Raw genomic sequence first — 26,855 nt, forward strand, 5'->3', positions numbered from 1 at the left:
AATCCTGTTATAAGCGTTTTTTTATTGTCTAAAAAAGGATGCTAATCAAAATAAGTGAAGTTTTTCAGTGCCCTCTAATGGAATGTCTCTTTTTTTTAATTCTTATGAAATTAAAGGTTCAGAATTAGAACTCGCGAACGAAGAATGGAATCATAAAGAGAAATATATTTACGACACAGAAGACAAATCAGAAAAAACAATTGTGATAGCGAAAAAATAAAAACTACCGCCAACCGCCATTTTGAGCTAGCTGGAATTTAGTGGAATTATCGTTTCGCATCAAGTTTTCGTTAAGCCGAAAATTGAGCGGTTACGAACTTCCAGCCATCTCAAAGTGGCATAACGTTGGCAAACAGCTTAAACCAAAAATCCGCAGAAAACTAAAACGGAAAAATAGCAGTTTGAAAGCGTTACTAAATAAAGTAATAAAAATGAACATAGTTGAGCAATATAACCAGCACCTTTCTCTGCCTATACAAGAAAGACTAAAGATAAAGAAACCGTTTACAGATAATGAGATGGCAGAAATATATAAATTGGAAATAATACGGCAGATTGAAGAAAACTTGGAAAGTGGAAATAAAAAAAATATAGAATACTTATTAAAAAACGTAAAGAAAAATTACACTTCTCCAGAAGACCCTCATATAAAAACCTATGATAATCCAGAATTGCTAAAAGAAGTTTGTTTAGAAATTATTACTTCTTACGATTCTCTATATCAAAAATTAAATCTGAAATAAATATTTCAGCATTTTCCATAGTATTGGGTATTCTTAAATTTGAAAGTTTTTCGTTTTTATAGTATTGTAAGTAAGTATCTTGCCAAAGTTTATATTTTTTATTATCCTCCGCGTCTAGAGGTAGGCTTTTTATAAGCGCATTTATTTCCGAAACTACTTTATCAAATTTATCCGCAGTATTTAATAGAGATAATTCTAATAGTAAATCATTAATGTTTTTATTCATAATAAATATTTTTTACCGAAAGTATAAAAAAGAATTATATTTGGAAAGTAAAATAGTAATAAATACAAAGCCGATTTGCTAACAGCGGCTTCAAGATATTCAGGAAATAGTGATTAATTTAATTTCTGTTTTGTGTTTGTCGAAATTAGTTTTGAATTAAAAATCAGGAAGGCTTTCCCCTGAACATCGTGAGAGCCGCAGGACGTTGCAAGAAACCTTGGCTCACCAAAACTAAAATGATACACCCTAAAATTTAATGAGAAACATTAATTCAATACTAATTATCAATCTACTTTTTTTTGTCTCAAGCATTTATGGACAAAAAGGTTTTTACGTAGATAAAGATTATAGGATTGAGAAATATCAAAAAGAAATAATTAAAGTCTTGATTGACGGACAATGGCTTGAAAAAAAAGAAAAAGGGGAAATAATAATTAAAAATTACTCTGGCAGTATGGGAGTAATAAAATGTATCGAGGTTTTTCCTATTCAACTAGAAAAGAATAATGTTTTATTAGTTCGTTTTTATTCTCTAGGCTCGCACGCACTAAACTATTGGGGAATTCTCGAAAAAGACTGTAATTATCTGTTTTATTATGATGAAAAAGATAAATCTAAAATAGAGGATTATTTAAAAAAATACGATGTGAAAACACAAAAAATACTGTTAGATTATGTGAAAATATATACTGATTGGTATGCGCCGAACTTACAAAATCTACAACTTATAAATGAAAACTGAACAAAAAAGGCTTCCTGTAATCGAGTAGACGGCTCCGCCAGAAACTGACGGAGTGCGCCTCTCACACCACCGTACGTACGGGTCTCGTATACGGCGGTTCGCAAAGTGATGGGTTGAGTTCCATGTAAATCTCCAACATTGATTGATAGCCTTTCTTCTTAAGTCGCAGTAGGGTAATTGTAGTGGTTAGAATCGGACTCTGGGCGATTCGCCAGCCTCCTTTTCTGGTTCTGCTCCAAGCATAAGCATGGTCTTTGTCAATCCCTAATCACATCAGGTTTTTCCTTTTGCGCTCGGGCTTTTTCCAGCCCCGATCGCGCGGATATCTGATTTTTCGGACAACGATAGCGCGGATTTGTAATCCGTGCCCACAAAGAGAATGATTCAGCAAGAAATTGTGCCCGTTTAGAGTGTGAAATAGAAGTGGTTTTATTAGAATTATTTCGATATTGTTTACGGGCACGGATTGCAAATCCGCGCTATCGAAGCTAAAAATTATCATCAAAACTGTCCAATTTGAACCGGAATGAGGTGTTCACTTTGCTCCGGAATCACCGGTCCAGTTTGACCCGGAATATCTATAAAGCAACTTTTGCCAGAACGAATTTTAATTGTAGTTTAAATCACAGGTATTTACTCAATGAGTAACAAAATACAGTTCGTATAGAGATTTTTAGACGAACTGACGTTGGCAGTAATCTCAAAAAAATCCAGAAATCGAAAAAGAATAGTTTCCAATTTTGAATTTGATTATATTTGCAATTATGAATAAAAACCTTTACATAATTGCAGGTTGCAACGGAGCAGGGAAAACAACCGCTTCTTTTACTATTTTACCTGATATTTTAGACTGTAAAGAATTTGTAAATGCTGACGAAATAGCAAAAGGATTATCGCCATTTCAGCCCGAAAAAGTTTCATTTGAAGCTGGAAGAATAATGATAAAGAGAGTTAATGAACTTCTTGAAATTAATGAAAATTTTGCTTTTGAAACTACTTTAGCTACCAAAAGTTATAAGTCAAAAGTAATAAAAGCTCAGAGTAAAAATTATACTGTTACTTTACTTTTTTTTTGGTTGCAAAACGTAGATTTGGCAATTGAAAGAGTAAAAACACGAGTATTGGAAGGTGGACATAATATAGAGACAGAAGTTATTCGACGTAGATATAAAAACGGGATTAAAAACTTATTTGAAATTTATCTTTCAATAGTTGATGAAGTTATGATTTTTGATAATTCAGGAGGGAAACCTGAATTGATTGCTGAAAAAACTTTAGAAACAGAAATAAACATTTTAAATGAAATGAAATTCGATAAACTTAAAAAATATTACAATGAAAAAGCATAAAAGAACATTAAATCAAACCAAGATTTTAGAAGGAATGGATAAAGTTTATGAAAAACTAATCGAATTCAAAAAGAAAATGAATAGCGAATTGATAATATTGAAAGATAACCAAATCGTAAGACTAAAACCGTAAATATTTGCACTTCTGCCAGCAGCTAGGGTTTCGTTGCGTGCGCAGCACGAAAAATCAATTATAATCACCGAATACCAACAAAAATAAATTCAATGAGGTAAATCCGGGTTGAACAGCCTGTCCCGTTTTTACGGGAGAACCGATTGTACGTCCGTCAACGCTATGCTCTTATCGAAAAAAAATTAGAGAGAATTATAAGAGGCAAGCGAGCCTCTTTTTTTGTAGCGTGGTTTCAGCTTGTTTTTTTTCGTGTTTTTCATCACTTTTGAGCACAAGTTCCCTTACCCATCCCGCTAATTAGCGGGACAGGAATTTGAACTTTGGCTACCGCCAAGATACCAAGCAGGTGGACCACGCTGGTCAAAGACTGCTATCCGGTGTAAATTTCCTGTTTTACAACACGGACACTTGGGTAAAAAAGGCTTCTTTTCTACTTTTTCTAACACCTTCACTTGCAGCTTTTCCTGCAAAAGCTTGAGCTTTTGACGCTTCCAAGTGCTGCTCAAAAAACCGTAATGCCGTATTTTTACAAAACGTTTGGGCAAAATATGCAACGAAAATCTTCTAATAAACTCCTTATGCGTGAGCGTCATTTGTTTTTTAACGCCCGCTACTCGGTAATCCTTGTAAACAAAAGTTACGTTTTCATTGTCAATGCTTTTAATTCGATTGTTACTAATGGCAATTTTACGTGCCCCGTTAGAAACACAAATCCAAAAAAAATAGTAATCAAAAATGTATCGGGGTTTCTAATGGGGTGAAATGTATCTTCCCAAATATTCCACCACTGACTTTGGACTTCCAAACGGTTTCTTAGCAAATACAACCCAAGGCTTACGCCATAAATCCTGACGGATTTGTTCGTATTCAGTGCAATCTCCTAAAAAAGATGGCTTTATATTTTGGGACTCTAAAAACAATTTTTAACCCTTTTTACGGACTGTTATATTTTAATATTCATAAGCGAATTTTGCCAGAACGAATTTTAATTGTAGTTTAAATCACAGGTATTTACTCAATGAGTAACAAAATACAGTTCGTTTAGAGATTTTTAGACGAACTGACGTTGGCAGTCATACACACTTGCGACGGAAAAAATAGAAATCCCATTTCGGGAACTTTTTTTTATTATCTTTGAAAAAAATTAATACATTTGAGAGTAGTAGCTAAAAAAATATTAAAAGACTTTTGGGAGATACATGGTGATTGTGAACAACAATTAAAATCATGGTTTCAAGAAGCAAGTACAGCTGAATGGAAAAACCCAAACGAAATAAAGTTAGATTATCCTAGTGCTAGTATTTTAAATGACAATAGAATAGTTTTCAATATTAAAGGAAATAATTACAGATTGATAGTTAAACTAACTTATGAATATCAAATGATTTGGATTCGATTTATTGGAACGCATGCAGAATATGACAAGATTAATGCAAATGAAATTTAAATATTATGGAAATTAAACCTATAAAAACAGAAAACGATTACAATCAAGCTTTACAAAGACTTGAAATAATCTTTGATGCAAAAAATGGCTCTCCTGAAGGAGACGAACTTGAGGTGCTCGGTATTTTAATTGACAAATATGAAAATGAAAAATTTCCTATCAGCTTACCAGACCCCATTGAAGCAATTAAATTTAGAATGGAGCAAATGGGTTACAACCAAAATGATTTAGCAAATATTATAGGTCTGAAAAGTCGTGCAAGCGAAATTTTAAACCGAAAAAGAAAGCTTTCTTTGGAAATGATAAGACAATTACACGAAAGGCTTCATATACCAACTGACGTTTTAATTCAAACTTATTAAAAGTACGACTGCCAACAGCTAGGGTTTCGTTGCGTGCGCAGCACCAACAATGAATTATAATCACCGAATCCAACAAAAATAAATTCAATGAGGTAAACCCGGGTTGAACAGCCTGTCCCGTTTTTACGGGAGAACCGATTGTACGTCCGTTAACACTATGGAGTTGTCGTAAAGTTTTTAGAGAGAATTACAAGAGGCAAGCGAGCCTCTTTTTTTGTAGCGTGGACATGCTAACTTTACCAGCATAAAAAGTTAAGAAACCAGGATACCAAATAAAGTCCCAAATAGAATCCCTATGCGACACATTTCTTAGTAAACGAAACGGATTTACGCTATATTCGGGAATTATTAGAGCGAAATAGTAGAAAAACTCATAGTCAATGAAGTACCAAAAGTATTCAGCAAAAAAAAAGTCATTTTGATGATTTGTAATAAAAGATTATCTATACATTTGGAAAGACTAGGCTATTCAACAGCGATTACAGACAGGCTGCCAATACTCATAGATCCTTTACGATTTTAAACTTTTCAATTTTTAAAAATAAATCTTATGAAATACAAACAAATTCTTCTTTTGATATTATTTATTTCCACTTCGCTTTTTGCGCAAAGCACAGCACCACAATTAGATAAAATTAAGCAGCAAGATCTAAAAGATGATTTATATGAACTGGCGGGTGACGCCTTTCGGGGACGAAGAGGAGGAGAACTTGGCGAAATGCGAGCTTCTGTTTGGGTGGCTCAAAAGGCCCGTGAAGCTGGCCTTAAACCTGCAGGCGAAGATGGAACCTACTTCCAATTCTTTAATCTGAAACGCAGCCGTGTGGCCAATAGTAGTACTGTTAGTGTAAATGGTAAAGCACTTGATCTTTGGAAAGAGATTTGGCCAACTAATTTGGTTGACACTACCCTAGAAGGCTCCGTAGTTTGGCTGGACAAAATACCGGATAATACTGTCGATCTGAAAGGCAAAATTGTAGCTATGAATATTATGCCTCCAACCCCCATTATTCAAGACTGGGTGAGCCTCTGGCAATATCGTTATACCGCTTCTGCCATGAACCAGCAGGGAAAAGAACTCCTCAGCCGCGGTGTTACTGCTATAATTTTTGTTGCTGATGATACTGTAGAATCACTTATCTCATTTACGGGATTTCATTATCAAGAAGGAAGTTATGGAATTGAAGGTGCCGATTCCTCTACTGCAGCTACGGTACCAATTATATTGGCAAGTAAACAATTACAGAATATATTTTCTAAACAAGGCGCTTATTTAAAAACTAATTTGAAGGTAGAGAATTTTGACTATCCTTCTATTAATGTTATTGCAAAGGTTGATGGAACTGATCCTAAACTGAAAGAGGAATATGTTTTATTCAGCGGTCACCAGGACCATGACGGAGTAGGACCTGCTGTTAACGGGGATCCTATCTGGAACGGTGCTGATGACAATGCATCAGTTACGGTAGCGATGCTTGCAATAGGGAGTGCGTGGAGTACACAACCCGCTAAGCGATCGGCTTTATTTGTGTGGCACGGATCTGAGGAAAGGGGTTTATTGGGTTCTCGCTATTTTGTTAGCCATCCCACCGTTAAACTGCCCTCCATAGTTGCTGTTTTAAATGGTGATATGATAGGACGCAATGCACCTGATTCTGCGGCGCTATTAGGCGTAACAGAACCTCATCTTAATTCTTCTGACCTTGTAGCTATCACTTTAGCAGCTAATAAAAGTATTGCCAACTTCAAAGTAGATACTTCTTGGGATGCTGCAGATCACCCAGAGAATTGGTACTTCCGAAGCGATCATCTTCCCTATGCTCAAGCTAATGTTCCAGCAATATTTTTTACCACCTTATTACACCCTGACTACCATACCCCCTTCGATAGCCCAGATAAAATTGACTACGTAAAACTTACTAAGATGACAAAGTGGATTTATGAAACCGGATGGAGAGTTGCTCAAAGTGCCAAACGTCCTGCTTTAACTATTGAAATAAAAAGTAAAAAATAACTAACTATTATGTTCTTAATAGACAAGCCATTTGTTTCCGATTTTCTTATCAAAACAATAAAAGATAATAATTATAAAATAATTGCAACCAAAGTAGCAAAAGAATTGGTAAAAGATGATTCTTTGGCATGGATAGCCGAAGAGGAAGCAATCACTTTACTAAAAAATAATCCAGAAATTTCTCTTTATAGCAATTCAGAGAACGCATTAGCTTGGATCGATCAATACTATGGAGAAAGTGAATTATCAAGTCAATTACACGTTTTTAAAAATAAAGTAAAGTTTAGAGAACTTATAAAAGAGTTGTTTCCCGACTTTTATTTTAAGCAAATAAGTATTGAAGAAATCCAACGATTGTCCGATGATGAGATTCGGTTCCCATTTGTAATTAAACCTGCTGTTGGTTTCTTTAGCATAGGAGTTCATATCGTAGAAAACGAGAAAGACTGGATAAAAGCTAAAAGTGAGTTACAACCTGATAAACTTAAAAGTATATTTCCTGAAAATGTATTAAACACAAGTAATTTTATTATTGAAGAATTTATTCGTGGAGAAGAATATGCAATCGATTATTATTACGACAATAATGGAGATGCTGTTTTGTTAAACGTTTTACACCACCTCTTTTCATCCGGAACAGACACAAGTGATCGGGTTTATTCAACATCCAAAGCAATCATTGAAAAGTATAAAATTGATCTTGAATATTTTTTAAGTAAAATTGGTAAAGAGTTACATTTAAAAAATTTCCCGGCTCATGCAGAAGTCCGCATTGATGAAAATGGGAAAATAATCCCTATCGAGGTAAACCCTTTACGCTTTGGTGGATTTTGCACCACGGCCGACCTTCTAGGAGTAACTTTAGGTTTTAATGAATACAAATGCTTTTGTGAAAACAAAAAACCAGACTGGGATACTATATTTAAAGGAAAAGAGAATAAAACATTTAGTGTCATTATTTTGGATAATAATTCGGGAATAATCCCTTCGGATATTTTAGGATTTAACTATTCAGGTCTTGCTAAAGATTTTGAAAAACCGATAGTAATTAGAGAATTAGATATAAATAAATATCCTGTATTTGGATTTGCTTTTATTGAAAGTGCTGCCAGTAATAAAAAGGAATTAAATGACATCCTAACCTCTGATTTAAGAAAATATATAGTATCGAAATAAATGAATTTTAAATCACAGGTTAGGAGCTTACTTCTATTTATTTCTTGTTTTTCAAGTAGTATTCTTCTTGCTCAAAATGATAGCATTTGGCACCAAAAGCCTGAACTGAATATTTCGGGCTTTTTGGATGTTTTTTATGTATATGATTTTAACCAACCACAAAAAACAGAAAGACAAACATTTTTATTTAACCACAACCGCCACAACGAGTTTAACTTAAACTTAGGTTTTGTAAAACTTGATGTGAAACATTCAAAGTATCGAGCAAATTTAGCTTTACAGACTGGAACGTATGCAAACGACAACTATTCAGCAGAGCCAGGTATATTGAAAAATATTTTTGAAGCGAATGTTGGTTTGTCATTAAATAAAAAAAATAATCTTTGGATAGATGCCGGTATTTTTGCTTCACATATTGGTTTTGAAAGTGCTATTTCCAGTGACAATTGGACAATGACACGTTCCTTGTTAGCTGAAAATTCACCCTATTTTTTATCAGGAGCAAAATTAACCTATAACCCAAACGATAAATGGGAAATAACAGGTCTAATTGTAAACGGTTGGCAACGCATCCAGCGACTTCAGGGAAATTCAATACCTTCTTTTGGCACCCAAATAAAATTTAGTCCGACTGAAAAAGTTATTCTTAATTGGAGTACGTTCATTGGAACAGACGACCCTGACATAATAAGAAGAATGAGATACTTCAACAATTTTTATGGACAATTTCAATTGACAAAAAAATTTGGCTTAATCGCAGGGCTTGACATTGGAATACAGCAAAGCATGAAAGGAAGTTCAGATTGTGACTTATGGTATAGCCCAATAATTATCGGACAATATGCCATAAATAAGTATTGGAAAACAGCCATAAGAGCAGAATATTATCAAGATGAAACGGGAATAATTATCCCAACAACCACGCCAAACGGATTTAAGACAACAGGACTTTCAGTCAATCTTGATTACTCCCCGACTCGAAATATAATTTGCAGACTTGAAGGACGTTGGTTAAACAGTAAAGACAAAATTTTTGAAACTAAGACAACACCAACAAACAATAATTTCATAATAGGAACATCAATAGCAATAAAATTTTCAGAAACATTAAAGAAATAAAATACAATTCTATAAAACAGACGGAAGAAGAAGACCAGCAAACAATAGTGTCTTTAAGAAATTAGCGGTTTATTGAAGTTCTGTTTAACAATTAAACTTTAGTGGAAGTTGACAGTTCTGTGCTTCGAAATCGTTAATTTCAAATAACTATAAATTGTTAAAAATAAAATCAAATTGTGCCATTAAAAAAAGCATTTATGGCTATCCGCCATTTTTCATATCTAAGCAAAAAAAGCCCCAATCGGGGCTTTTTACATATAATAAATTCAAGTTTCTACTTACTCAAATACATTTTTCTTCTGGAGTACAATTCGTAGAATTGATCGTCTTTCAAGTCATCAATAAACAAGATGCTTTCTCCTGTTGATTTCATTTCTGGTCCTAATGCTTTGTTCACATTATGGAACTTGCTGAAAGAGAAAACCGGTTGCTTGATGGCATATCCTTTCAATTGCGGATTAAATTTAAAATCGGTTACTTTATTATGCCCTAACATTACTTTGGTCGCATAGTTCACATACGGTTCTCCGTAAGCTTTTGCAATAAACGGCACCGTACGAGACGCTCTAGGATTTGCTTCAATGATGTAAACGATATCATCTTTGATTGCAAACTGAATGTTGATTAAACCAACGGTTCTCAAAGCCAACGCAATATTTTTAGTGTGGTCTTTTATTTGTTGCATTACAAATTCACCTAAGTTAAACGGTGGCAAAGTCGCGTTACTATCTCCAGAGTGCACTCCGCAAGGTTCGATGTGCTCCATAATTCCTATGATGTACACATTTTCGCCATCGCAAATCGCATCAGCTTCCGCTTCAATTGCACCATCTAAATAATGGTCTAAAAGCAATTTATTTCCTGGAATCGTTTTCAATAAATTGATTACGTGCTCTTCCAGTTCTTGTTTGTTGATTACAATTTTCATTCCTTGACCACCCAACACATACGAAGGACGAATCAATAATGGAAAATCTAAAGTATCCGCCAAAGCTGAAGCTTCATCCGCTGTTTCAGCGATTCCAAATTGTGGAAAAGGAATTTTTAAATCGGTCAACAATTCTGAGAAACGACCTCTGTCTTCGGCTAAATCCAATGCATCAAAACTCGTTCCTATAATTTTAATACCGTATTTAGACAGTTTTTCGGCTAGTTTCAGGGCCGTTTGACCTCCTAACTGCACAATTACCCCTTCTGGTTTCTCATGTTGAATAATATCGTAAATATGCTCCCAGAAAACCGGTTCAAAATACAATTTATCTGCTGTATCAAAATCCGTCGAAACTGTTTCCGGATTACAGTTGATCATAATCGTTTCGTAGCCACATTCTTTAGCCGCTAACACACCATGCACACAAGAATAATCAAATTCGATTCCTTGTCCAATTCTATTTGGGCCTGACCCAAGAACGATTATTTTCTTTTTATCGGTAACAATACTTTCATTGTCAACGTAACGGGTTCCGTCCGCTTTTTCTATTTCGGCTTCAAAAGTCGAGTAATAATAAGGCGTTTTTGCTTTGAATTCCGCCGCACACGTATCCACCAATTTGAATACACGATTGATGTTCATTGTAGTTCGCAGCGTATGTACCTGGCTTTCCAAGCAACCTACCATGTGAGCAATTTGTCTGTCGGCGAAACCTTTTTGTTTGGCTTCTAATAGCAATTCTCTGGGTAAAGAATCCACTTTATAAGTAGAGGCTTCTTTCTCTAACGTATAAAGCTCTTCGTATTGTTTCAAGAACCACATATCGATTTTAGTGATTTCATGAATGCGGCTCAATGGAATTCCCATCGCGATAGCATCATAAATCACAAAAACACGATCCCAACTCGCAAAAGTCAGTTTCTCGATAATCTGTTCGTAGTTAGTATATCCTTTTCCGTCAGCACCCAGACCATTTCTTTTGATTTCTAATGATTGAGTCGCTTTGTGCAATGCTTCTTGGAACGAACGTCCAATTCCCATTACTTCCCCAACAGATTTCATTTGAAGTCCTAACGTTCTGTCAGCTCCTTCGAATTTATCAAAGTTCCAACGTGGAATTTTTACAATCACATAATCCAAAGTTGGTTCGAATAATGCCGAAGTCGATTTGGTAATTTGATTTTGCAGTTCATCTAAGTTGTACCCCAAAGCTAGTTTGGAAGCGATTTTTGCAATAGGATATCCCGTTGCTTTTGATGCCAAAGCAGAGGAACGAGATACACGAGGATTGATTTCAATCGCTACGATGTCTTCCTTATCGTCAGGAGAAACGGCAAACTGCACGTTACAACCTCCGGCAAAGTTTCCGATACTTCTCATCATCAAGATTGCATAATCACGCATTCTTTGAAAAGTCGTGTCAGATAATGTCATTGCTGGCGCCACAGTGATGGAATCACCGGTGTGGATTCCCATTGGATCCATATTTTCGATCGAACAGATAATCACAACATTATCGTTTTTATCTCTCAAAAGCTCCAATTCGTATTCTTTCCAACCCATTAAAGCCTTGTCAATTAAGACTTCATGAATAGGAGATGCTTCTAAACCTCGGGTTAGAAGTTCGTTAAAATCTTCTTTTTTATAAACAATAGCCGCTCCTGTTCCACCTAAAGTAAACGAAGGACGAATTACTAATGGGAAACCAAATTCCTGAGCAATTTCTTTTCCTCTCAGATAAGACGTACATATTTCTGCTGGAGCAGATGGCACTCCGATTTTTTTCAAAAGCTGTTTGAACTGTTCTCTGTCTTCAGTAATGTTAATGGCGTTAACATCCACCCCAATTAATTTCACGCCAAAATCCTGCCAAATCCCTTTTTCATCGGCTTCTAAACAGAGATTTAAAGCCGTTTGCCCTCCCATTGTAGGTAGGACTGCATCAATCTGAGGATGTTCTTTTAAAATTTGAATAATCGATTTTGTCGTTAAAGGCAATAAATAAATGTGATCCGCCATTGAAGGATCGGTCATGATTGTTGCCGGATTCGAGTTGATCAAAATAACTTCGATTCCTTCTTCACGAATAGAACGTGCAGATTGCGATCCCGCATAATCAAATTCGCATGCTTGACCAATAACAATAGGACCTGAACCTATTATTAAAACTGATTTTATGGATGTATCTTTTGGCATTGTGTGTAATTATAGTGTTGTGTAGTTGTTGTTTTGAAAAGATTAAAATTACTGAACTCAAATCTTTTAACTGTAAATCTTAAACATTTTTTAACGATTAGGTATAAAAAAAGGCGATACTAAAAAAAGTAACGCCTTATTTATGTTTATACAAACATTATTTTTTGTGTCTTGGTTCGCAAGAAACAGTCAATTTATGTCTTCCTTTAGCTCTTCTACGCGCAAGAACTTTTCTTCCATTAGCAGAAGCCATTCTGTCCATAAATCCGTGCTTATTTCTTCTTTTTCTTTTCGATGGTTGAAACGTTCTTTTGCTCATTGCTTTGTATCTTTAAAATCTTATTTATATGTCTTCCTATTTTTGAATAACTGTTATTCTAAAACCGAGTGCAAATATACAAAGACTTTTTTTTCTCACAAGTAGTTTTGTAAAAATATTTTCAATTCATTTTACTATATTTGTCATCTTAAAATAATCACACTATGTTTCACAGAAATATTAAACTTATTATCGCCGGACTTATTATAGCTACTGGCATTTGGCAATTTAAAGAAAGTAATATTGGGAATGGAATATTCCTTATATTATTAGCTGTAATCCCTATTTTCCTTTACTTTAAAAACGAATTCATCTTATTAGCCTTCTTAAAACTACGAAAACAAGATTTTGAAGGTGCCAAAAAATGGTTGGCGTACATCAAAAATCCGGAAACGGCTTTGATACAAAAACAGCAAGGCTATTTTAATTACCTGCACGGGATCATGCTTTCGCAAACGAATATCAATCAAGCAGAGAAATATTTTAAGAAAGCCATTGAACTCGGATTATCAATGGACATGGACTTGGCTGTAGCCAAATTGAATCTGGCCGGAGTTGCCATGACACGTCGTCGTAAACTTGAAGCCACTTCCCTATTGAACGAAGCCAAAAAATTAGACAAACAGAATATGCTGAAAGAGCAGATTACTATGATGAAACAACAAATGAAGAAAATATAGTTTTTATAATTATCGAAAAAAGGGTCAAATGATACACATTTGACCCTTTTTCTTTGGTATATATCCTAATTTTTGGAATAAAACTGCTTCATGTTTTCTTATATCAATATCCGTTATTAATACTAAATTGATAAAATTAGCCACAGATTAAAAAGATTCAACTGATTTCTTAAATACAAAATAAAATCTGTGCAAATCTTTGAAATCCGTGTCAAAAAAATGCTTGGCACACTTTGCGGACATTTCTATTTTCTTAAATGCCTTATATGGTTCAAAAAAATCAGTTAATATCCTTTTAACGGAATATCGATTTGGTATTTCTTACCGGTATCATTTATTAATTTTGTTTCTCTAAGCCAAGGATTATGAATTTTCAAAATCTTATAGTTAATCCCTTGGCTTTTTGCAAAATCAGCTAAATCTGCAATCGAACTGTCAATTTCTATTTTCCGAGTGGGCAGCGTTGCGTATAATTCTTCGGGAGCAATCCTAAAATTGTATTTTTCTGGATTTTCCATAATTTCTTTCAAGGCTAAAATTCTGAAAACATAGCGGGACGTTTCTTCGGTAAGTAACAAATCATAATAATTCGATACTTTTTGAATCTCAATTTGTTTGTTTACTCCTGTCATTCCGCCATTATACGAGGCTGCTGCCAAAGTCCAACTGCCAAATTTACCTTTGGCACTCAAAAAATAACTGCACGCTGCCTGGGTTGATTTCTCAAGATCATAACGCTCATCCACATTTTCATTGACTTCCATGCCGCGTTCTTTGGCCGTTTCCGGCATAAATTGCCAGATTCCCCTTGCCCCTGCCGGAGAAACTACATTCACTAATCCACTTTCAATAACGGCCAAATATTTGAAATCATCCGGAATACCGTTCTTTTTTAGAATAGGCTCAATTACTAAAAAAGCACGACTGGCTCTTTTTATTGCCAAAATTGTAGAAGCATGTAAATTGACATTCACCTGTAATTCCCGGTCAAATCGTTCCTTGACATCTGCTATTTTCAACGGAGTTGCTTCCCCTGAAAAATTCAGTTTTTCAGAAAAAAAAGATGCCGATTCTCTTTTTAACACTTTTTCAACGTCCGGATTTGTAGTGGCAAAAACTAATATCCCACTCGCAAAAACTACGGTAAGCACTAGAATCACTTTATTCATTACTTTCATCTTTTCTTTTTTATACCTTTAGAGTAGTTGCGAAAGTGCGTTTGTTTCTTTTTTGGTTTCCAATATAATGGAAGGCAAATTTTCATTCAACCATTTGTATTTATTCAAAATCATAATATGTGTTCCTCCTTTTACAACGATACAATTCTTAATATATTTTATAGGAAACACATCATCCATATCTCCATGAATATGAATCACGTCTGGGTCTGCAACTGTTCTGTCCCAAAGAACAACCTGCTCTACTGCCCAATTCAAATAGCGAATATCCCGAACCGAAAGGAATTTTTTATACAATTTTAATCTTTGATTCACTTTTTCTCCAAACGAAAATTTAGCCAGGTTTTCCAGATTCAAAATCAAACTCATAGGAATCAGCTTATAAGCCTTCGTTGTTTTAGCAATTTTTAATCGGCGTGGAAATTCTAAATTACTTTTGACACTCGAAATGATAATCACTTTTGAGACAGCTATACATCTGGCGATTTCCTGAACCAAAATACCTCCAAATGAAACGCCTATCAAAACGGGATTTTTATGCTTGATTTTCTTAGCTATCCTATTGGCATAATCCATCAGCGCTTCATTGTCCAACGGAATCTCCCACTCTAATAAATGGATCTCAAAACGATCTTCCGGAAGTGCAATTCGTTCAAAAATAGCGGTACTTGCCGCTAATCCTGGCATTAAATAAACTGGAATTTTACTCATAATTGTTTTAACGATTTTATAACAACATTCCCCTTTTTTATAGCGAATTTTGTATAAAATTAATTTTTTTATTGGAACCTGCTGTAACTAAGTAAGTCGAAAGTTTAAAAGTTGTAAAGTCAAAAGAATTAACTTTAAGCAAAATAGCTTTAAATCAGATTGTTACATAATTTTATCCTGATTTTAAAATACGACATTATACCATGGTTATTACTTATCATCTTATATTATTAATAATTTATGACTACACAACTATTTGAATCAAACACTAGGGGCAAAGCTGATTTTGGCTGGCTAAAAGCCAATTTTTCTTTTTCTTTTGGAAATTATTTCAATCCGGAACGTTTGCAATTTGGAATGTTACGTGTTTTAAATGATGATATCATCAAGGGCGGAATGGGTTTTGGGACTCACGGTCATGCCAACATGGAAATTATCACCATTCCTCTTGAAGGCGGCTTGAAACATCGTGACAGCATGGGAAACATAGGTGTCATTGGTTTTGGAGAAGTTCAGGTAATGAGTGCCGGGACTGGAGTAGAACATTCTGAAATGAACGCAAGCCACATAGACGAAGCCAAAACGCTACAGCTTTGGGTCTTTCCTGACAAAGAAGAAGTTACACCAAGATACGACCAAAAATCATTTGATATTGAGAATCAAATCAATACCTTTGTAAATATCGTTTCGCCAAATGATATGAATGATGGCAATGCACTTTGGGTTTACCAGAAAACCTTTTTTCATTTAGGAATTTTTGACAGCAACACTCGTTCGACCTATCAGGTTCGAATTCCTAATAACGGTGTGTACTTATTTTTAATCGAAGGCGAAATAGAAGTTAACAACCATGTTTTGAAGGCAAGAGATGCCATGGGAATAACCGATTTTGAGGCATTTGAAATCAAGATTATTACCAAATCAAAAATACTTTTGGTAGAGGTACCAATGAATTAGCGTTAATTATTATGGAGGCAGCAATCACTATGGAAATCAAAGACAACACTTTTGCAAGACAATTTGAAACTATGGTCGACGAAGGATTAGTTTCTGTTGAATATTCGTTTCAGGAGAAAAAAATATTTTTGACAAAAATAAATGTACCGGAATCCTTTGAAGATGAGGAATTCATTTCTAAATTTCTAAAAAACATTATGGAAATTGCGATAGAACGAAAATTTAAAGTTGTTCCTATCCTTCCAAAAATAGTTGTTTTTTTTAAAAAGAACCCTATTTACAAAGAGTTGCTTCCTCCGGGAATCAGACTCTAAAAAAAAGAGGCTATATTCTTGAATACAGCCTCTTTTTTTATGCAGATTTTCAAGCGATTACTTCTCTATCTCTCGCATACTGTCCATTTTTTTGTGCGCTAGGAAACCCGCAATATCCTCAAAATGTTCCACTACTCTTTTGTTTCCAAACTCAAAAACCTTAGTGGCTAATCCGTCTAAGAAATCCCTATCGTGAGAAACGATAATCAATGTACCATCAAAATCGCGCAAAGCCTCTTTGATGATGTCTTTGGTTTTCATGTCCAAATGATTCGATGGCTCATCCAGAATCAATAAATTCACCGGTTCCAATAATAATTTAATCATTGCCAAACGGGTTTTCTCTCCTCCGGAAAGCACTTTCACTTTTTTGGTTACATCATCGCCCTGAAACATAAAAGCCCCCAAAATATCTTTTATTTTAGTTCGAACATCCCCCACGGCAATGTCATCGATGGTTTCAAAAATAGTCGCATTTTCATTTAATAAAGAGGCTTGATTTTGAGCAAAATAACCAATTTGGGCGTTATGGCCAATTTCTAAACTACCACCATTGATTTCGATTTGTTTCATAATGGCTTTGATCATCGTCGATTTTCCTTCTCCATTTTTCCCTACAAAAGCCACTTTTTCGCCTCTTTCGATCACCATATTTGCATTCGAAAAAACAACATGCTCTCCATACGATTTTGATAAATCTTTTACAATTACGGGATATTGACCGGAGCGAGCAGCTGGTGGAAATTTTAGTTTCAAAGCAGAAGTATCTACCTCATCTACCTGAACGATAACGAGTTTCTCTAACATTTTTACACGGGACTGTACAGCATCCGTTTTAGAAAAAGTTCCTTTAAAACGATCAATAAAAGTCCTGTTATCCGCAATCATGCGCTGTTGCTCGTCATACGCTTTTTGCTGATGCACACGTCTGTCTTTTCTGAGTTCTAAATAATGTGAATACTTGGCTTTATAATCATAAATACGTCCCATTGTAACTTCGATGGTGCGATTCGTAATATTATCGACAAAAGCTTTATCGTGCGAAATAACCACAACCGCTTTGGCGGAATTAATCAAGAAATCCTCTAACCATTGAATACTTTCAATATCCATGTGATTGGTAGGCTCATCCAGCAAAATTAAATCTGGTTTTTGCAAAAGAATTTTGGCAAGTTCAATTCGCATTCTCCAACCACCAGAAAATTCCGTAGTTTGACGGTTAAAATCTTCGCGAACAAATCCCAGACCAAGTAGAATTTTCTCCACTTCGGCTTCATAATTTACTTCTTCAATAGCATAAAATTTCTCGCTTAAGTCAGAAACTCTTTCGATCAATTTCATATAAGCATCACTTTCATAATCGGTGCGAATCGTCAATTGTTCATTGATTTCATCGATTTCGGCTTTCATACCAAAGATTTCACCAAAGGCTTTAGAGGTTTCTTCCATAACCGTTGCGCCATCGGTAGCTAATAAATGCTGAGGCAAGTAAGCAACTATCGCATCTTTTGGTGCCGAAATATTCCCAGTTGAAGGCTTACTTTGACCCGCAATAATTTTAAGAAGCGTCGATTTTCCTGCTCCATTTTTGCCCATTAGGGCAATTTTATCATTCTCATTTATGGCAAAAGAAACATCACTAAAAAGTGTCGTTCCACCAAATTGTACGGAAATATCGTTAACTGTAATCATTATTTTTGTTTAAAGTTTAATGTTCAAAAATTTAAAGTTGTCATTTCCCGATTAAACCTTTTTTTTTGAAGTTGCAAAGATAGATTAATTAAAGAATTGGACAACACAATTAGATTTTTAGAATCTATTGCAAATTTTTAACGGTTAGACAATCCAAAAAAAAATACATTTTGTTTAAAATTAAAAATTCGATAATTCACATAGATTACTATGTGAATTATCGAATTTTTAAAATATAGATTCAATCTAAGAAGTCTAAAAATCTACCTATTTAACTAATCCCATCACTCCTTCCTCCACTTTTTAGTTTCTTCAAAAACATGTTCAAGAATAGCCGCTTCTCTTTCATCAAAAGCTACGTTTCGGCGACTCATTACTAATCGGGCTGTTTCAAATGCTTTCTTGGTAATATAGGTCGTAAAACCGGACGCCCCGCCCCAAGAAAAACTCGGTACAAAATTGCGTGGAAAGCCGCTGCCAAAAATATTAGCACTTACGCCTACTACCGTTCCGGTATTAAACATCGTATTAATTCCGCATTTACTATGATCTCCCATCATCAATCCACAAAACTGAAGTCCGGTTTTAGCAAAACCTTCGGTTTCGTAACTCCATAATTTTACTTCTTCATAATTATTTTTTAAGTTTGAATTGTTACTATCCGCGCCAATATTACACCATTCGCCAAGAACAGAATTCCCTAAAAAACCATCATGTCCTTTATTCGAATACCCAAACAATACCGAATTATTAACTTCGCCTCCAATTCTGGAATGCGGACCTACGGTTGTTGCTCCGTAGACTTTGGCAGCCATTTTTACGGTTGCGTTTTCGCACAAGGCAAAAGGACCTCTGATGACAGAACCTTCCATAATTTCAGAATCCTTACCTATATATATTGGACCTGTTGAAGCATTTAAAGTAACAAACTCTAACTTTGCGCCTTCCTCGATAAATATATTTTCGGGAGCGATGACGTTGACACTTTTTGGGATGGGCTGTGACCTGCGGTCTTCGGTTAAGATTTCGAAATCTTCCCGAATGGCGGCATCATTTTTCGAAAAAATATCCCATGTATTTTGAACCGTCAAACAATCGTCCTGAAATTCTATAATTTCATAGGAATCAAAATCTACTTCTTCTTGTTCTTCAGTGGTGTAAAAAGCAATCACTTCATCTGCTCTAAAAATGGCCTGATTGGGTTCCAGATTACTAATCATTTCTACCAAAATAGCATTGGGCAGAAAAGAAGCATTGATCATCACATTTTCTTCTAGTTCCACCATAGGGAATTTTTCAGACAAATAGTCCTCCGTCAAAGTAGTTGTGGTAGAGCCTAAATGCATTTCCCATTTTTGACGAATGGTCATAATCCCAATAAGAATATCCGCAACAGGACGTGTAAACGTAAAAGGCAGTAAGGCGTTTCGAGCGGGACCGTCAAAAAGTATGTAATTCATATATTTTTTTTTAAAATGTATCCGTACGGACAAGTCGTGACTTGTCCGTACTTTTAAGCAGTGCCAAAGTTACAAAGTTTTCAAATAGATAAAAATAAAAAAAGCCTTCCATCTCGAAGTATCGGGAGGAAGGCTTTACTATAATTAAAAACAAGCTTTTATTATTTAGCGTGTTTAGCATATTTCGTTTTAAATTTATCAATACGTCCTGCAGTATCGATAAGTTTAGATTTACCGGTGTAAAAAGGGTGAGAAGTTCTGGAGATCTCCATTTTTACAACTGGATATTCAACTCCGTCAACTGTTAACGTTTCTCTTGTATCTGCAGTAGATTTAGTGATAAAAACATCTTCATTTGACATGTCTTTAAAAGCAACTAATCTGTAATTTTCTGGGTGTACACCTTTTTTCATCTTGTTATTCTTTTTTATTTGTTTGGCTATAAGTCATTTTGAAGCTTTTCTTCTGACAGAAAAGGTATAAATGTATTATAACTTTTTGTTTTTACACTATTATTTTGAGTCTGCAAATTTACAATTTTTTTCCAATAAACAAATCTTTGTCTCACTTTTTTTATATAATCGTAAAAAGTGATTTTTAGTCCCGAATATATTGGGAATTGTTATATTTGTAGATTAATTCTAAAACAACACATAATGATCAACGAAATAATTAAAAAAAACGGTGTAACCTACGGTGTAATTGCAGGAGTACTATTATCATTGATAACTGCTGTTATGTACGCTATAGATATCAAATTATTCATCGCATGGTGGACTACCCTTTTAAGCTTCTCTGTTTTTATAATCGTTCCTATCATAATGCTGTCAAAAACAAAAAAGGAATTAAATGGCATTCTTTCTTTTAAAGAGGCCTTTACTACCTATTTTATATCAGCAGTGGTTGCCGTTCTTATTTCTGTTGTTTTTAAAATCATTTTATTTAATTTTATTGATCCTTCCGTAAAGGAGACTCTTTTAGACTTAACCATAAAATATTTAATTAGTACGTCTGAACAGTTTGGGGTTCCGGCATCCTCATTGAATGAAACCGTTTCAAAATTAAGAGAAACGGATCCGTATTCGATCGTTGAACAATTAAAAGGATCTGTTTTCGTACTCTTTTTTTGTGCCATATTAGGATTAATCATGGCAGCATTCTTTAAAAGTAACACTACACAAGAATAAAAGTAATGAATTTATCTATACTCATACCGCTTCTTAATGAAGAGGAATCCCTTAATGAACTCTACCGCTGGATTATCAAAGTGATGCAATCTCATAATTATTCTTATGAAATCCTTTTTCTGGATGATGGAAGCACGGATAATTCCTGGACACTTATAGAAGGATTTGCCCAAGAGAACCCTCATGTAAAGGGAGTTCGTTTCATGAAAAATTTTGGAAAATCACAAGCGTTGCATGCTGGTTTTGCAAAAGCGCAGGGTGATGTAATTATCACCATGGACGCCGATTTACAAGATAGCCCGGAGGAAATTCCAGGTTTGTACGATATGATCACCAATGGCAAATATGATTTGGTTTCCGGATGGAAAAAGAAACGCTACGACTCCGTAGTGGCAAAAAACCTTCCGTCTAAATTATTCAATTGGGCTGCCAGAAAAACCTCTGGTGTAGCATTGAATGATTTCAATTGCGGATTGAAAGCTTATAAAAATGTTGTGGTAAAAAATATCGAAGTTTCGGGTGAAATGCACCGCTACATTCCGGTTTTGGCAAAAAATGCCGGTTTTGGAAAAATTGGTGAAAAAGTAGTGCAACATCAAGCTAGAAAATACGGACAAACAAAATTTGGAATGGAACGTTTCATCAATGGTTTCCTGGATTTAATTACCATTTGGTTTCTTTCTCGTTTTGGAAAAAGACCGATGCATTTATTTGGCGCCATGGGATCGTTGATGTTTATCATTGGGTTTATGCTTGCCGGATATATTGGTGTTTCCAAATTATACCACATGTACAATGACATGCGCTATAGCCTGGTAACGAATAATCCTTGGTTTTATATTGCGCTAACGACAATGGTTTTGGGAACACAATTGTTTTTAGCTGGCTTTCTGGGCGAAATTATTTTGCGAACAAAAAATAATGAGGAACGCTATAAAATTTCGAAAGAACTGAATTAACGAGATCAATCTTTTTGTATAATTATTTTTTTTAAGGTCCCAAATTGTGACCTCAAACATTTAGAAGTTATAGAATTAAAAATTATACACAAAAAAATAGTGGAGATAAGAGAATTCAACGTGATGCTTGATTTTGGTTTAGCCTTGTTATACAATGTTGAAACACGCATTTTATAGCAAGTCGTACGAAGAAACAGCTCTCGATTCCCCAGAAATTTTATGTTTATGCTGACCGCAACTGAGACAAACTAACTGGTATCACAAGCTGTGACACCCTAAAAAAGCAATATTAGTGTTGCTTTGCCTTTTGCGTTTACAGAACAAGGGATCGCAATGCTCTTGATTGTCTAAAAAAAGCAATAGAAAATCAATTTGCTTTCGCCTGTTCGTCTTTCAGACTCGAGTCTGGATATTTACAACGCATTAAATTATTTGGTAAATAAAGATAATACGACTCAAAAGGATTCTGAACGAAATAGAATTGGGTACAAAAAATAATTTTTGAAAAAACGAGTACTAGCCCTGATAGCAATGGAAATCCTTTTTTGAGGTTTTTACCGAAAAAAAGATTGAAATGAATAGCAGGAAAAAGCTCCGAAAAATTTATAAAAATGGAAATTAAACGACACATTTTAGACGCCGTAAATGAATGGCTTACGCCAACATTTGATACTGCGACTCAGGAAGCAATTACTGAATTGATGACTACATCACCAAAAGAGCTGGAGGAAAGTTTTTATAAAAACCTGGAATTTGGAACCGGCGGAATGCGCGGTGTCATGGGCGTAGGAAACAATCGGATCAATAAATATACGCTTGGGAAAAGCACGCAAGGTCTTTCGGATTATATGCACACTGTCTTTCCAAACCAGCCTTTGAAAGCGGTTATTGCTTATGATTGCCGTCACAATAGCGATACGTTGGCTAAGTTAGTTGCGAATGTTTTTAGTGCCAATGGGATTGAAGTGTACTTGTTCTCGGAGATGAGACCTACACCAGAATTGTCCTTTGCGGTGAAACATTTGGGGTGCCAGTGTGGCATTGTGCTTACGGCATCACACAATCCGCCGGAATATAACGGATACAAAGTGTACTGGCAAGATGGTGGACAAATTGTGCCACCGGAAGATGAAGGAATTATTACTGTCATTGAAAATTTAAATTACAATCAGATCAAGTTTACTGCCAATGAAGATTTGATTCATTATATAGATACGGAAATTGATACGGCTTTTATCCAATCGACGATCGAAAATGCTAGTTTTGGAACTTCGGCTGTAGCCAAAGAAAAGCTGAATATTGTATTTACTTCCTTGCACGGAACCTCTATAAAACTAGTTCCTGATACTTTGGCGCAAGCGGGGTATCCAAATGTGAATATAGTGGAAGAACAACGAGTACCCAATGGTGATTTCCCTACTGTGAAATCGCCAAATCCGGAGGAACCGGAAGCCTTGACCATGGCGTTAGCACTTGCCGATAAAGTAAATGCGGATATTGTTATTGGGACGGATCCTGATTGTGATCGTTTGGGAGTTGCTGTTAGAGACAATGAAGGTAAAATGACGTTGCTAAACGGGAATCAAACCATGATTTTGATGACTGCATTTTTATTGGAACAATGGAAAAAAGCAGGTAAAATTAATGGCAAACAATTTGTGGGCTCTACGATCGTTTCCACACCTATGATGATGGAATTAGCGACAAACTACGATGTAGAATGCAAAGTGGGTTTGACTGGTTTTAAATGGATTGCCAAAATGATTAAAGACTTTCCTGAATTGGAATTCATAGGTGGTGGTGAAGAAAGTTTTGGCTATATGGTGGGCGATGCGGTACGGGATAAAGATGCTGTTGCAGCTACTTTATTGATTTGCGAACTTGCAGCTCAGGCTAAAGCCAAAGGAAGTACGGTGTACAAAGAATTATTAACACTCTATGTTGATAACGGATTTTATAAAGAACACTTGGTTTCGTTGACTAAAAAAGGAATGGATGGTTTACAGGAAATCAATCAGATGATGGTTGACATGAGGGAGAACCCACTGAAAGAGATCAACGGACAACGCGTGATTATGCTGGAAGATTACCAATCATCAATCGCTAAAAACCTTTTGGACGGATCCGAGTCTACAATGACCATTCCAAAATCGAACGTGTTGATTTATTACACGGAAGACGGGTCTAAAATTTGTGCCAGACCAAGCGGTACGGAACCAAAAATAAAATTCTACATCAGTGTAAATGCTGAACTATATTCAGTAGAAGATTTTCAGGAAGTAGAAACCGTATTGAACGAGAAAATTAAAAATATTATTATTGCAATGCAATTGAACTAATGGACAAAAATTTAATCAAATTAATTCCCTTTACAAAACCATACAAAACACATATTATCTGGAATGTGGTGTACAATATTTTGTATGCTTTATTTAGTACCATTTCAATGTTGACGCTGCTTCCAGTACTTCAGGTGCTTTTTGGCAAAGTCAAAACAGTAGAAAAAGAGCCAATATATACCGGAATAGGGAATATAAAAGACTACGGGACTGATCTTTTATATTTTAAAATAACCGAATTAACAAAAGACAATAGTGCTCAGTTTGCGCTTTTATTAGTCGTTTCATTAGTCATTGTCACTTTTTTATTCAAAAATTTATTCAATTACCTCGCTTCGCATCACATCATGCACCTTAAAAATGGTGTATTACGCGATTTACGAAAATCAATGTATGATAAAATAGTTGAATTGCCCATATCCTATTATTCCGAAAAAAGAAAAGGAGACATTATGGCGCGAATGCTGGGCGATGTCAATGAGGTTCAAAACTCTTTTTTCTCAATACTGGAACTTATCGTAAAAGAACCTTTGACTATAGTCTTTGCAATAGTCACCATGTTTTTCATAAGCGTTGAACTAACGTTTTTCGTTTTGATCTTTATTCCGATTTCGGGATTTATCATTTCAAAAATCGCTAAAAACCTGAGAGCACAATCTTTACAGGCACAAAAAGAAAGTGGTTTTCTGATTTCAATAGTTGATGAAAGCCTAGGTGGTTTAAAAGTGATTAAAAGCTATAATGCCGAACCTAATTTTAAAAACCGATTCAACGATTCGGTAACCCGATTATTGAATTTATCCAATAGTATAGGCGACAAAAATAATTTGGCAACGCCATTGAGCGAATTTTTAGGAATTACGACTATTGCTGCCTTGCTATGGTATGGTGGAAACTTAGTCTTAATTGACAAAACCCTTGAAGGTGCCGCTTTTATTGTTTTTCTTACGCTGGCCTTCAACATTCTTACTCCTGCCAAAGCTATTTCGAAAGCATCGTATGCCGTGAAAAATGGTTTAGCCGCTGCAGAACGAGTTTTTGAAGTTTTAGAAGTCGAAAACGAAATCATTTCAAAAGAAAATGCAATCGAAAAAAACACTTTCGATTCCAATATCACAATCAAAAACATTAACTTTAAATACGAAAAAGAGAATGTGTTGAAAGACTTTACTCTTGAAGTAAAAAAGGGACAAACGGTGGCTCTTGTTGGGCAATCTGGGAGCGGAAAAAGTACCATTGCCAATTTGCTCACCCGTTTTTATGACACCAGTGAAGGCGAAATCACCATTGATGGAGTTAACATAAAAGATTTTAGTTTAAAATCGCTTCGGGGCTTGATGGGCTTGGTTACGCAGGACAGCATCTTGTTTAATGATACGATCAAAGCCAATGTTGCCCTGGGAAAATTAGACGCAACCGATGAGGAAATTATCGAAGCGTTGAAAATTGCCAATGCCTATGAATTTGTAAAAGATTTACCGTTAGGGATTCACACGAACATTGGCGACAGCGGAAACAAACTTTCCGGAGGTCAAAAACAACGTTTATCGATTGCCAGAGCCGTTTTGAAAAATCCACCAATTATGATTCTGGATGAGGCCACATCAGCATTGGATACCGAAAGCGAAAAATTCGTTCAAGTCGCTTTAGAGAACATGATGCAAAACCGAACTTCGATTGTGATTGCGCACCGACTATCAACCATTCAAAAAGCGGATAAAATTGTGGTGATGCAAAAAGGAAAAATAGTAGAACAAGGAACACATGACGAATTAATTGCTCTTGATGGAACCTATCATAAATTAGTGACGATGCAGTCATTCGAATAACTCTTGCGTCTTATGATACGCTGATGAAATGAATTTGCGACAGTAAAAACATGATTTTGACAGATTTTTAAATCTTTAAATTAAAAATGTACATTAATAATCCAAACATAAATCTTCCCGAGGACCCCAATACTGTTGTTTGGAAATACCTCGATTTGTCTAAGTTTCTGGACTTGTTGTTGTCACAAAAGCTATTTATGTCCCGATCCGATAAATTTGAAGATCAATACGAAGGCACTTTTAGCGAGCCTACTTTTGAGGAAATAAAAAAACTTTCTATTGACAATCCTGACTTTTTAAACTACTATAAAACACATCGGGAAAAAGTAGCGATTAGCAGCTGGCACATCAACGAATATGAATCATTTGCTATGTGGCAAATTTTCACGCAAAACAGTGAAGGTTTAGCCATTCAATCTACGATTGGGCGTTTACAGCAAGCACTTGGTCCGGAAACAAATTTTAATCAATACATTGGGGAAGTAAATTATATTGATTACAAAAAAGAACACATCCCGTTTGATGATCTATTTTTTCCTTTTTTGTTCAAGCGAAAAAGTTTTCAATATGAAGGTGAAGTGCGCATCATCACGGACATTGGAGAAAGCGATATAAAAATTAATGATGGTTTAAAAATCAATGTAGACATCAATCAGTTAATTGAAAAAATATACATCCATCCCAAATCCGAAAACTGGTATAAAAACCTGGTCATTCAGTTAGTGAAACAACTGGGATTTAATTTTACCATTGAAAAATCAGACTTGGAAAGTGATATTTTGATCTAAAATC

The 26,855-nt window shown here is 35.2% G+C and carries 25 protein-coding genes and 2 pseudogenes; 17 read left to right on the forward strand and 10 right to left on the reverse strand.

Annotated features, from left to right (window positions below):
- The first annotated feature begins 302 nt into the window (after positions 1-302).
- Positions 303-743, forward strand: a complete 441-nt coding sequence (locus EKM05_RS12665) for a hypothetical protein (RefSeq protein ID WP_199749584.1) — start codon at positions 303-305, stop codon at positions 741-743.
- Here EKM05_RS12665 and EKM05_RS12670 read toward each other — a convergent pair.
- On the reverse strand, positions 700-969 hold the full coding sequence (locus EKM05_RS12670) for a hypothetical protein (RefSeq protein ID WP_126555827.1): 270 nt from the start codon (positions 967-969) through the stop codon (positions 700-702). The two genes, EKM05_RS12665 and EKM05_RS12670, sit on opposite strands and share 44 nt — an antisense overlap.
- A gap of 256 nt (positions 970-1,225) precedes the next feature.
- Between EKM05_RS12670 and EKM05_RS12675 the strand changes: the two genes are divergently transcribed.
- A complete protein-coding gene (locus EKM05_RS12675; protein ID WP_126555830.1) occupies positions 1,226-1,711 on the forward strand; it encodes a hypothetical protein in 486 nt (161 codons plus the stop codon).
- Between the two features lie 61 nt (positions 1,712-1,772).
- Here EKM05_RS12675 and EKM05_RS14695 read toward each other — a convergent pair.
- Positions 1,773-2,021 (reverse strand): annotated as a pseudogene (locus EKM05_RS14695) (group II intron reverse transcriptase/maturase); the annotation flags it as partial.
- A gap of 454 nt (positions 2,022-2,475) precedes the next feature.
- Here EKM05_RS14695 and EKM05_RS12685 point away from each other — a divergent pair.
- Entirely contained in the window at positions 2,476-3,060 is a 585-nt protein-coding gene (locus EKM05_RS12685; RefSeq protein WP_197037222.1) for a zeta toxin family protein, read from the forward strand.
- A complete protein-coding gene (locus EKM05_RS14510; protein WP_197037221.1) occupies positions 3,047-3,193 on the forward strand; it encodes a hypothetical protein in 147 nt (48 codons plus the stop codon). Before EKM05_RS12685 ends, EKM05_RS14510 begins: the two co-directional genes overlap by 14 nt.
- A gap of 293 nt (positions 3,194-3,486) precedes the next feature.
- Here EKM05_RS14510 and EKM05_RS12690 read toward each other — a convergent pair.
- Positions 3,487-4,113 (reverse strand): annotated as a pseudogene (locus EKM05_RS12690) (transposase).
- Between the two features lie 233 nt (positions 4,114-4,346).
- Between EKM05_RS12690 and EKM05_RS12695 the strand changes: the two are divergent.
- The 5 genes from EKM05_RS12695 (at position 4,347) to EKM05_RS12715 (ending at position 9,311) form a co-directional block, all read left to right on the forward strand.
- Positions 4,347-4,640 (forward strand): type II toxin-antitoxin system HigB family toxin, encoded by a 294-nt coding sequence (locus tag EKM05_RS12695; protein ID WP_126463225.1) that lies wholly within the window; start codon positions 4,347-4,349, stop codon positions 4,638-4,640.
- A 5-nt stretch (positions 4,641-4,645) separates the two neighbouring features.
- Positions 4,646-5,002, forward strand: coding sequence for a type II toxin-antitoxin system HigA family antitoxin (locus tag EKM05_RS12700; protein ID WP_126456257.1), 357 nt, complete (start codon positions 4,646-4,648; stop codon positions 5,000-5,002).
- A gap of 550 nt (positions 5,003-5,552) precedes the next feature.
- Positions 5,553-7,016: a M28 family metallopeptidase gene (locus EKM05_RS12705; RefSeq protein ID WP_126555833.1), complete on the forward strand. Its 1,464-nt coding sequence runs from the start codon at positions 5,553-5,555 to the stop codon at positions 7,014-7,016.
- 9 nt (positions 7,017-7,025) lie between these two features.
- Positions 7,026-8,192 (forward strand): ATP-grasp domain-containing protein, encoded by a 1,167-nt coding sequence (locus EKM05_RS12710; protein ID WP_126555836.1) that lies wholly within the window; start codon positions 7,026-7,028, stop codon positions 8,190-8,192.
- Positions 8,193-9,311, forward strand: coding sequence for a porin (locus EKM05_RS12715; protein ID WP_126555839.1), 1,119 nt, complete (start codon positions 8,193-8,195; stop codon positions 9,309-9,311).
- A gap of 274 nt (positions 9,312-9,585) precedes the next feature.
- Here EKM05_RS12715 and carB read toward each other — a convergent pair whose 3' ends face one another.
- Positions 9,586-12,438: a carbamoyl-phosphate synthase large subunit gene (gene carB, locus EKM05_RS12720; protein WP_126555842.1), complete on the reverse strand. Its 2,853-nt coding sequence runs from the start codon at positions 12,436-12,438 to the stop codon at positions 9,586-9,588.
- A 157-nt stretch (positions 12,439-12,595) separates the two neighbouring features.
- On the reverse strand, positions 12,596-12,757 hold the full coding sequence (gene rpmH / locus EKM05_RS12725; protein ID WP_007136275.1) for a 50S ribosomal protein L34: 162 nt from the start codon (positions 12,755-12,757) through the stop codon (positions 12,596-12,598).
- Between the two features lie 164 nt (positions 12,758-12,921).
- Between rpmH and EKM05_RS12730 the strand changes: the two genes are divergently transcribed.
- A complete protein-coding gene (locus tag EKM05_RS12730; RefSeq protein WP_126463217.1) occupies positions 12,922-13,437 on the forward strand; it encodes a DUF2892 domain-containing protein in 516 nt (171 codons plus the stop codon).
- A gap of 284 nt (positions 13,438-13,721) precedes the next feature.
- On the opposite strand, the gene EKM05_RS12735 is transcribed toward EKM05_RS12730, so the two are convergent.
- The gene (locus tag EKM05_RS12735; protein WP_126555845.1) at positions 13,722-14,615 is read right to left on the reverse strand and encodes a lytic transglycosylase domain-containing protein; all 894 of its coding nucleotides are present in this window, start codon (positions 14,613-14,615) and stop codon (positions 13,722-13,724) included.
- 18 nt (positions 14,616-14,633) lie between these two features.
- Positions 14,634-15,326, reverse strand: coding sequence for an alpha/beta hydrolase (locus EKM05_RS12740; protein WP_126555848.1), 693 nt, complete (start codon positions 15,324-15,326; stop codon positions 14,634-14,636).
- Between the two features lie 240 nt (positions 15,327-15,566).
- On the opposite strand from EKM05_RS12740, the gene EKM05_RS12745 reads away from it, so the two are divergent.
- Both EKM05_RS12745 and EKM05_RS12750 read left to right on the forward strand, forming a co-directional pair.
- The gene (locus tag EKM05_RS12745) at positions 15,567-16,283 is read left to right on the forward strand and encodes a pirin family protein (protein ID WP_126555852.1); all 717 of its coding nucleotides are present in this window, start codon (positions 15,567-15,569) and stop codon (positions 16,281-16,283) included.
- Between the two features lie 29 nt (positions 16,284-16,312).
- Positions 16,313-16,597, forward strand: a complete 285-nt coding sequence (locus tag EKM05_RS12750) for a GNAT family N-acetyltransferase (protein ID WP_126463288.1) — start codon at positions 16,313-16,315, stop codon at positions 16,595-16,597.
- A 57-nt stretch (positions 16,598-16,654) separates the two neighbouring features.
- Here EKM05_RS12750 and EKM05_RS12755 read toward each other — a convergent pair whose 3' ends face one another.
- The 3 genes from EKM05_RS12755 to EKM05_RS12765 form a co-directional block, all read right to left on the reverse strand.
- Entirely contained in the window at positions 16,655-18,289 is a 1,635-nt protein-coding gene (locus EKM05_RS12755) for an ABC-F family ATP-binding cassette domain-containing protein (protein WP_126555855.1), read from the reverse strand.
- A 284-nt stretch (positions 18,290-18,573) separates the two neighbouring features.
- Positions 18,574-19,749 carry a GlmU family protein gene (locus EKM05_RS12760; protein ID WP_126454386.1) on the reverse strand — a complete coding sequence of 392 codons (1,176 nt, stop codon included), beginning with the start codon at positions 19,747-19,749 and terminating at the stop codon, positions 18,574-18,576.
- Positions 19,750-19,910: 161 nt separating this feature from the next.
- The gene (locus EKM05_RS12765; RefSeq protein WP_126454388.1) at positions 19,911-20,162 is read right to left on the reverse strand and encodes a type B 50S ribosomal protein L31; all 252 of its coding nucleotides are present in this window, start codon (positions 20,160-20,162) and stop codon (positions 19,911-19,913) included.
- Positions 20,163-20,405: 243 nt separating this feature from the next.
- Between EKM05_RS12765 and EKM05_RS12770 the strand changes: the two genes are divergently transcribed.
- From EKM05_RS12770 to EKM05_RS12790, 5 genes are all read left to right on the forward strand, one after another.
- Positions 20,406-20,936: a DUF4199 domain-containing protein gene (locus EKM05_RS12770; protein ID WP_126463204.1), complete on the forward strand. Its 531-nt coding sequence runs from the start codon at positions 20,406-20,408 to the stop codon at positions 20,934-20,936.
- 5 nt (positions 20,937-20,941) lie between these two features.
- Complete coding sequence (locus EKM05_RS12775) at positions 20,942-21,895, forward strand: glycosyltransferase family 2 protein (RefSeq protein WP_126463202.1); 954 nt, start codon at positions 20,942-20,944, stop codon at positions 21,893-21,895.
- A 611-nt stretch (positions 21,896-22,506) separates the two neighbouring features.
- Positions 22,507-24,234 carry a phospho-sugar mutase gene (locus tag EKM05_RS12780; protein ID WP_126555858.1) on the forward strand — a complete coding sequence of 576 codons (1,728 nt, stop codon included), beginning with the start codon at positions 22,507-22,509 and terminating at the stop codon, positions 24,232-24,234.
- Positions 24,234-26,063 carry an ABC transporter ATP-binding protein gene (locus EKM05_RS12785; RefSeq protein WP_126555860.1) on the forward strand — a complete coding sequence of 610 codons (1,830 nt, stop codon included), beginning with the start codon at positions 24,234-24,236 and terminating at the stop codon, positions 26,061-26,063. The genes EKM05_RS12780 and EKM05_RS12785 overlap by 1 nt, the downstream gene beginning before the upstream one ends.
- An 86-nt stretch (positions 26,064-26,149) precedes the next feature.
- The gene (locus EKM05_RS12790; protein WP_126555863.1) at positions 26,150-26,851 is read left to right on the forward strand and encodes a hypothetical protein; all 702 of its coding nucleotides are present in this window, start codon (positions 26,150-26,152) and stop codon (positions 26,849-26,851) included.
- Positions 26,852-26,855: the final 4 nt, after the last annotated feature.

Source organism: Flavobacterium sp. GSP27 (assembly GCF_003970395.1).
Lineage (GTDB): Bacteria > Bacteroidota > Bacteroidia > Flavobacteriales > Flavobacteriaceae > Flavobacterium.

Excerpts from the sequence above, each read along its gene's own strand:
- EKM05_RS12670 (WP_126555827.1), bottom strand. The coding sequence starts at position 969 with ATGAATAAAAACATTAATGATTTACTATTAGAATTATCTCTATTAAAT.
- EKM05_RS12675 (WP_126555830.1), top strand. The coding sequence starts at position 1,226 with ATGAGAAACATTAATTCAATACTAATTATCAATCTACTTTTTTTTGTC.
- EKM05_RS12685 (WP_197037222.1), top strand. The coding sequence starts at position 2,476 with ATGAATAAAAACCTTTACATAATTGCAGGTTGCAACGGAGCAGGGAAA.
- EKM05_RS14510 (WP_197037221.1), top strand. The coding sequence starts at position 3,047 with ATGAAAAAGCATAAAAGAACATTAAATCAAACCAAGATTTTAGAAGGA.
- EKM05_RS12700 (WP_126456257.1), top strand. The coding sequence starts at position 4,646 with ATGGAAATTAAACCTATAAAAACAGAAAACGATTACAATCAAGCTTTA.
- EKM05_RS12705 (WP_126555833.1), top strand. The coding sequence starts at position 5,553 with ATGAAATACAAACAAATTCTTCTTTTGATATTATTTATTTCCACTTCG.
- EKM05_RS12710 (WP_126555836.1), top strand. The coding sequence starts at position 7,026 with ATGTTCTTAATAGACAAGCCATTTGTTTCCGATTTTCTTATCAAAACA.
- EKM05_RS12715 (WP_126555839.1), top strand. The coding sequence starts at position 8,193 with ATGAATTTTAAATCACAGGTTAGGAGCTTACTTCTATTTATTTCTTGT.
- carB (WP_126555842.1), bottom strand. The coding sequence starts at position 12,438 with ATGCCAAAAGATACATCCATAAAATCAGTTTTAATAATAGGTTCAGGT.
- rpmH (WP_007136275.1), bottom strand. The coding sequence starts at position 12,757 with ATGAGCAAAAGAACGTTTCAACCATCGAAAAGAAAAAGAAGAAATAAG.
- EKM05_RS12730 (WP_126463217.1), top strand. The coding sequence starts at position 12,922 with ATGTTTCACAGAAATATTAAACTTATTATCGCCGGACTTATTATAGCT.
- EKM05_RS12735 (WP_126555845.1), bottom strand. The coding sequence starts at position 14,615 with ATGAAAGTAATGAATAAAGTGATTCTAGTGCTTACCGTAGTTTTTGCG.
- EKM05_RS12740 (WP_126555848.1), bottom strand. The coding sequence starts at position 15,326 with ATGAGTAAAATTCCAGTTTATTTAATGCCAGGATTAGCGGCAAGTACC.
- EKM05_RS12745 (WP_126555852.1), top strand. The coding sequence starts at position 15,567 with ATGACTACACAACTATTTGAATCAAACACTAGGGGCAAAGCTGATTTT.
- EKM05_RS12750 (WP_126463288.1), top strand. The coding sequence starts at position 16,313 with ATGGAAATCAAAGACAACACTTTTGCAAGACAATTTGAAACTATGGTC.
- EKM05_RS12755 (WP_126555855.1), bottom strand. The coding sequence starts at position 18,289 with ATGATTACAGTTAACGATATTTCCGTACAATTTGGTGGAACGACACTT.
- EKM05_RS12760 (WP_126454386.1), bottom strand. The coding sequence starts at position 19,749 with ATGAATTACATACTTTTTGACGGTCCCGCTCGAAACGCCTTACTGCCT.
- EKM05_RS12765 (WP_126454388.1), bottom strand. The coding sequence starts at position 20,162 with ATGAAAAAAGGTGTACACCCAGAAAATTACAGATTAGTTGCTTTTAAA.
- EKM05_RS12770 (WP_126463204.1), top strand. The coding sequence starts at position 20,406 with ATGATCAACGAAATAATTAAAAAAAACGGTGTAACCTACGGTGTAATT.
- EKM05_RS12775 (WP_126463202.1), top strand. The coding sequence starts at position 20,942 with ATGAATTTATCTATACTCATACCGCTTCTTAATGAAGAGGAATCCCTT.
- EKM05_RS12780 (WP_126555858.1), top strand. The coding sequence starts at position 22,507 with ATGGAAATTAAACGACACATTTTAGACGCCGTAAATGAATGGCTTACG.
- EKM05_RS12785 (WP_126555860.1), top strand. The coding sequence starts at position 24,234 with ATGGACAAAAATTTAATCAAATTAATTCCCTTTACAAAACCATACAAA.
- EKM05_RS12790 (WP_126555863.1), top strand. The coding sequence starts at position 26,150 with ATGTACATTAATAATCCAAACATAAATCTTCCCGAGGACCCCAATACT.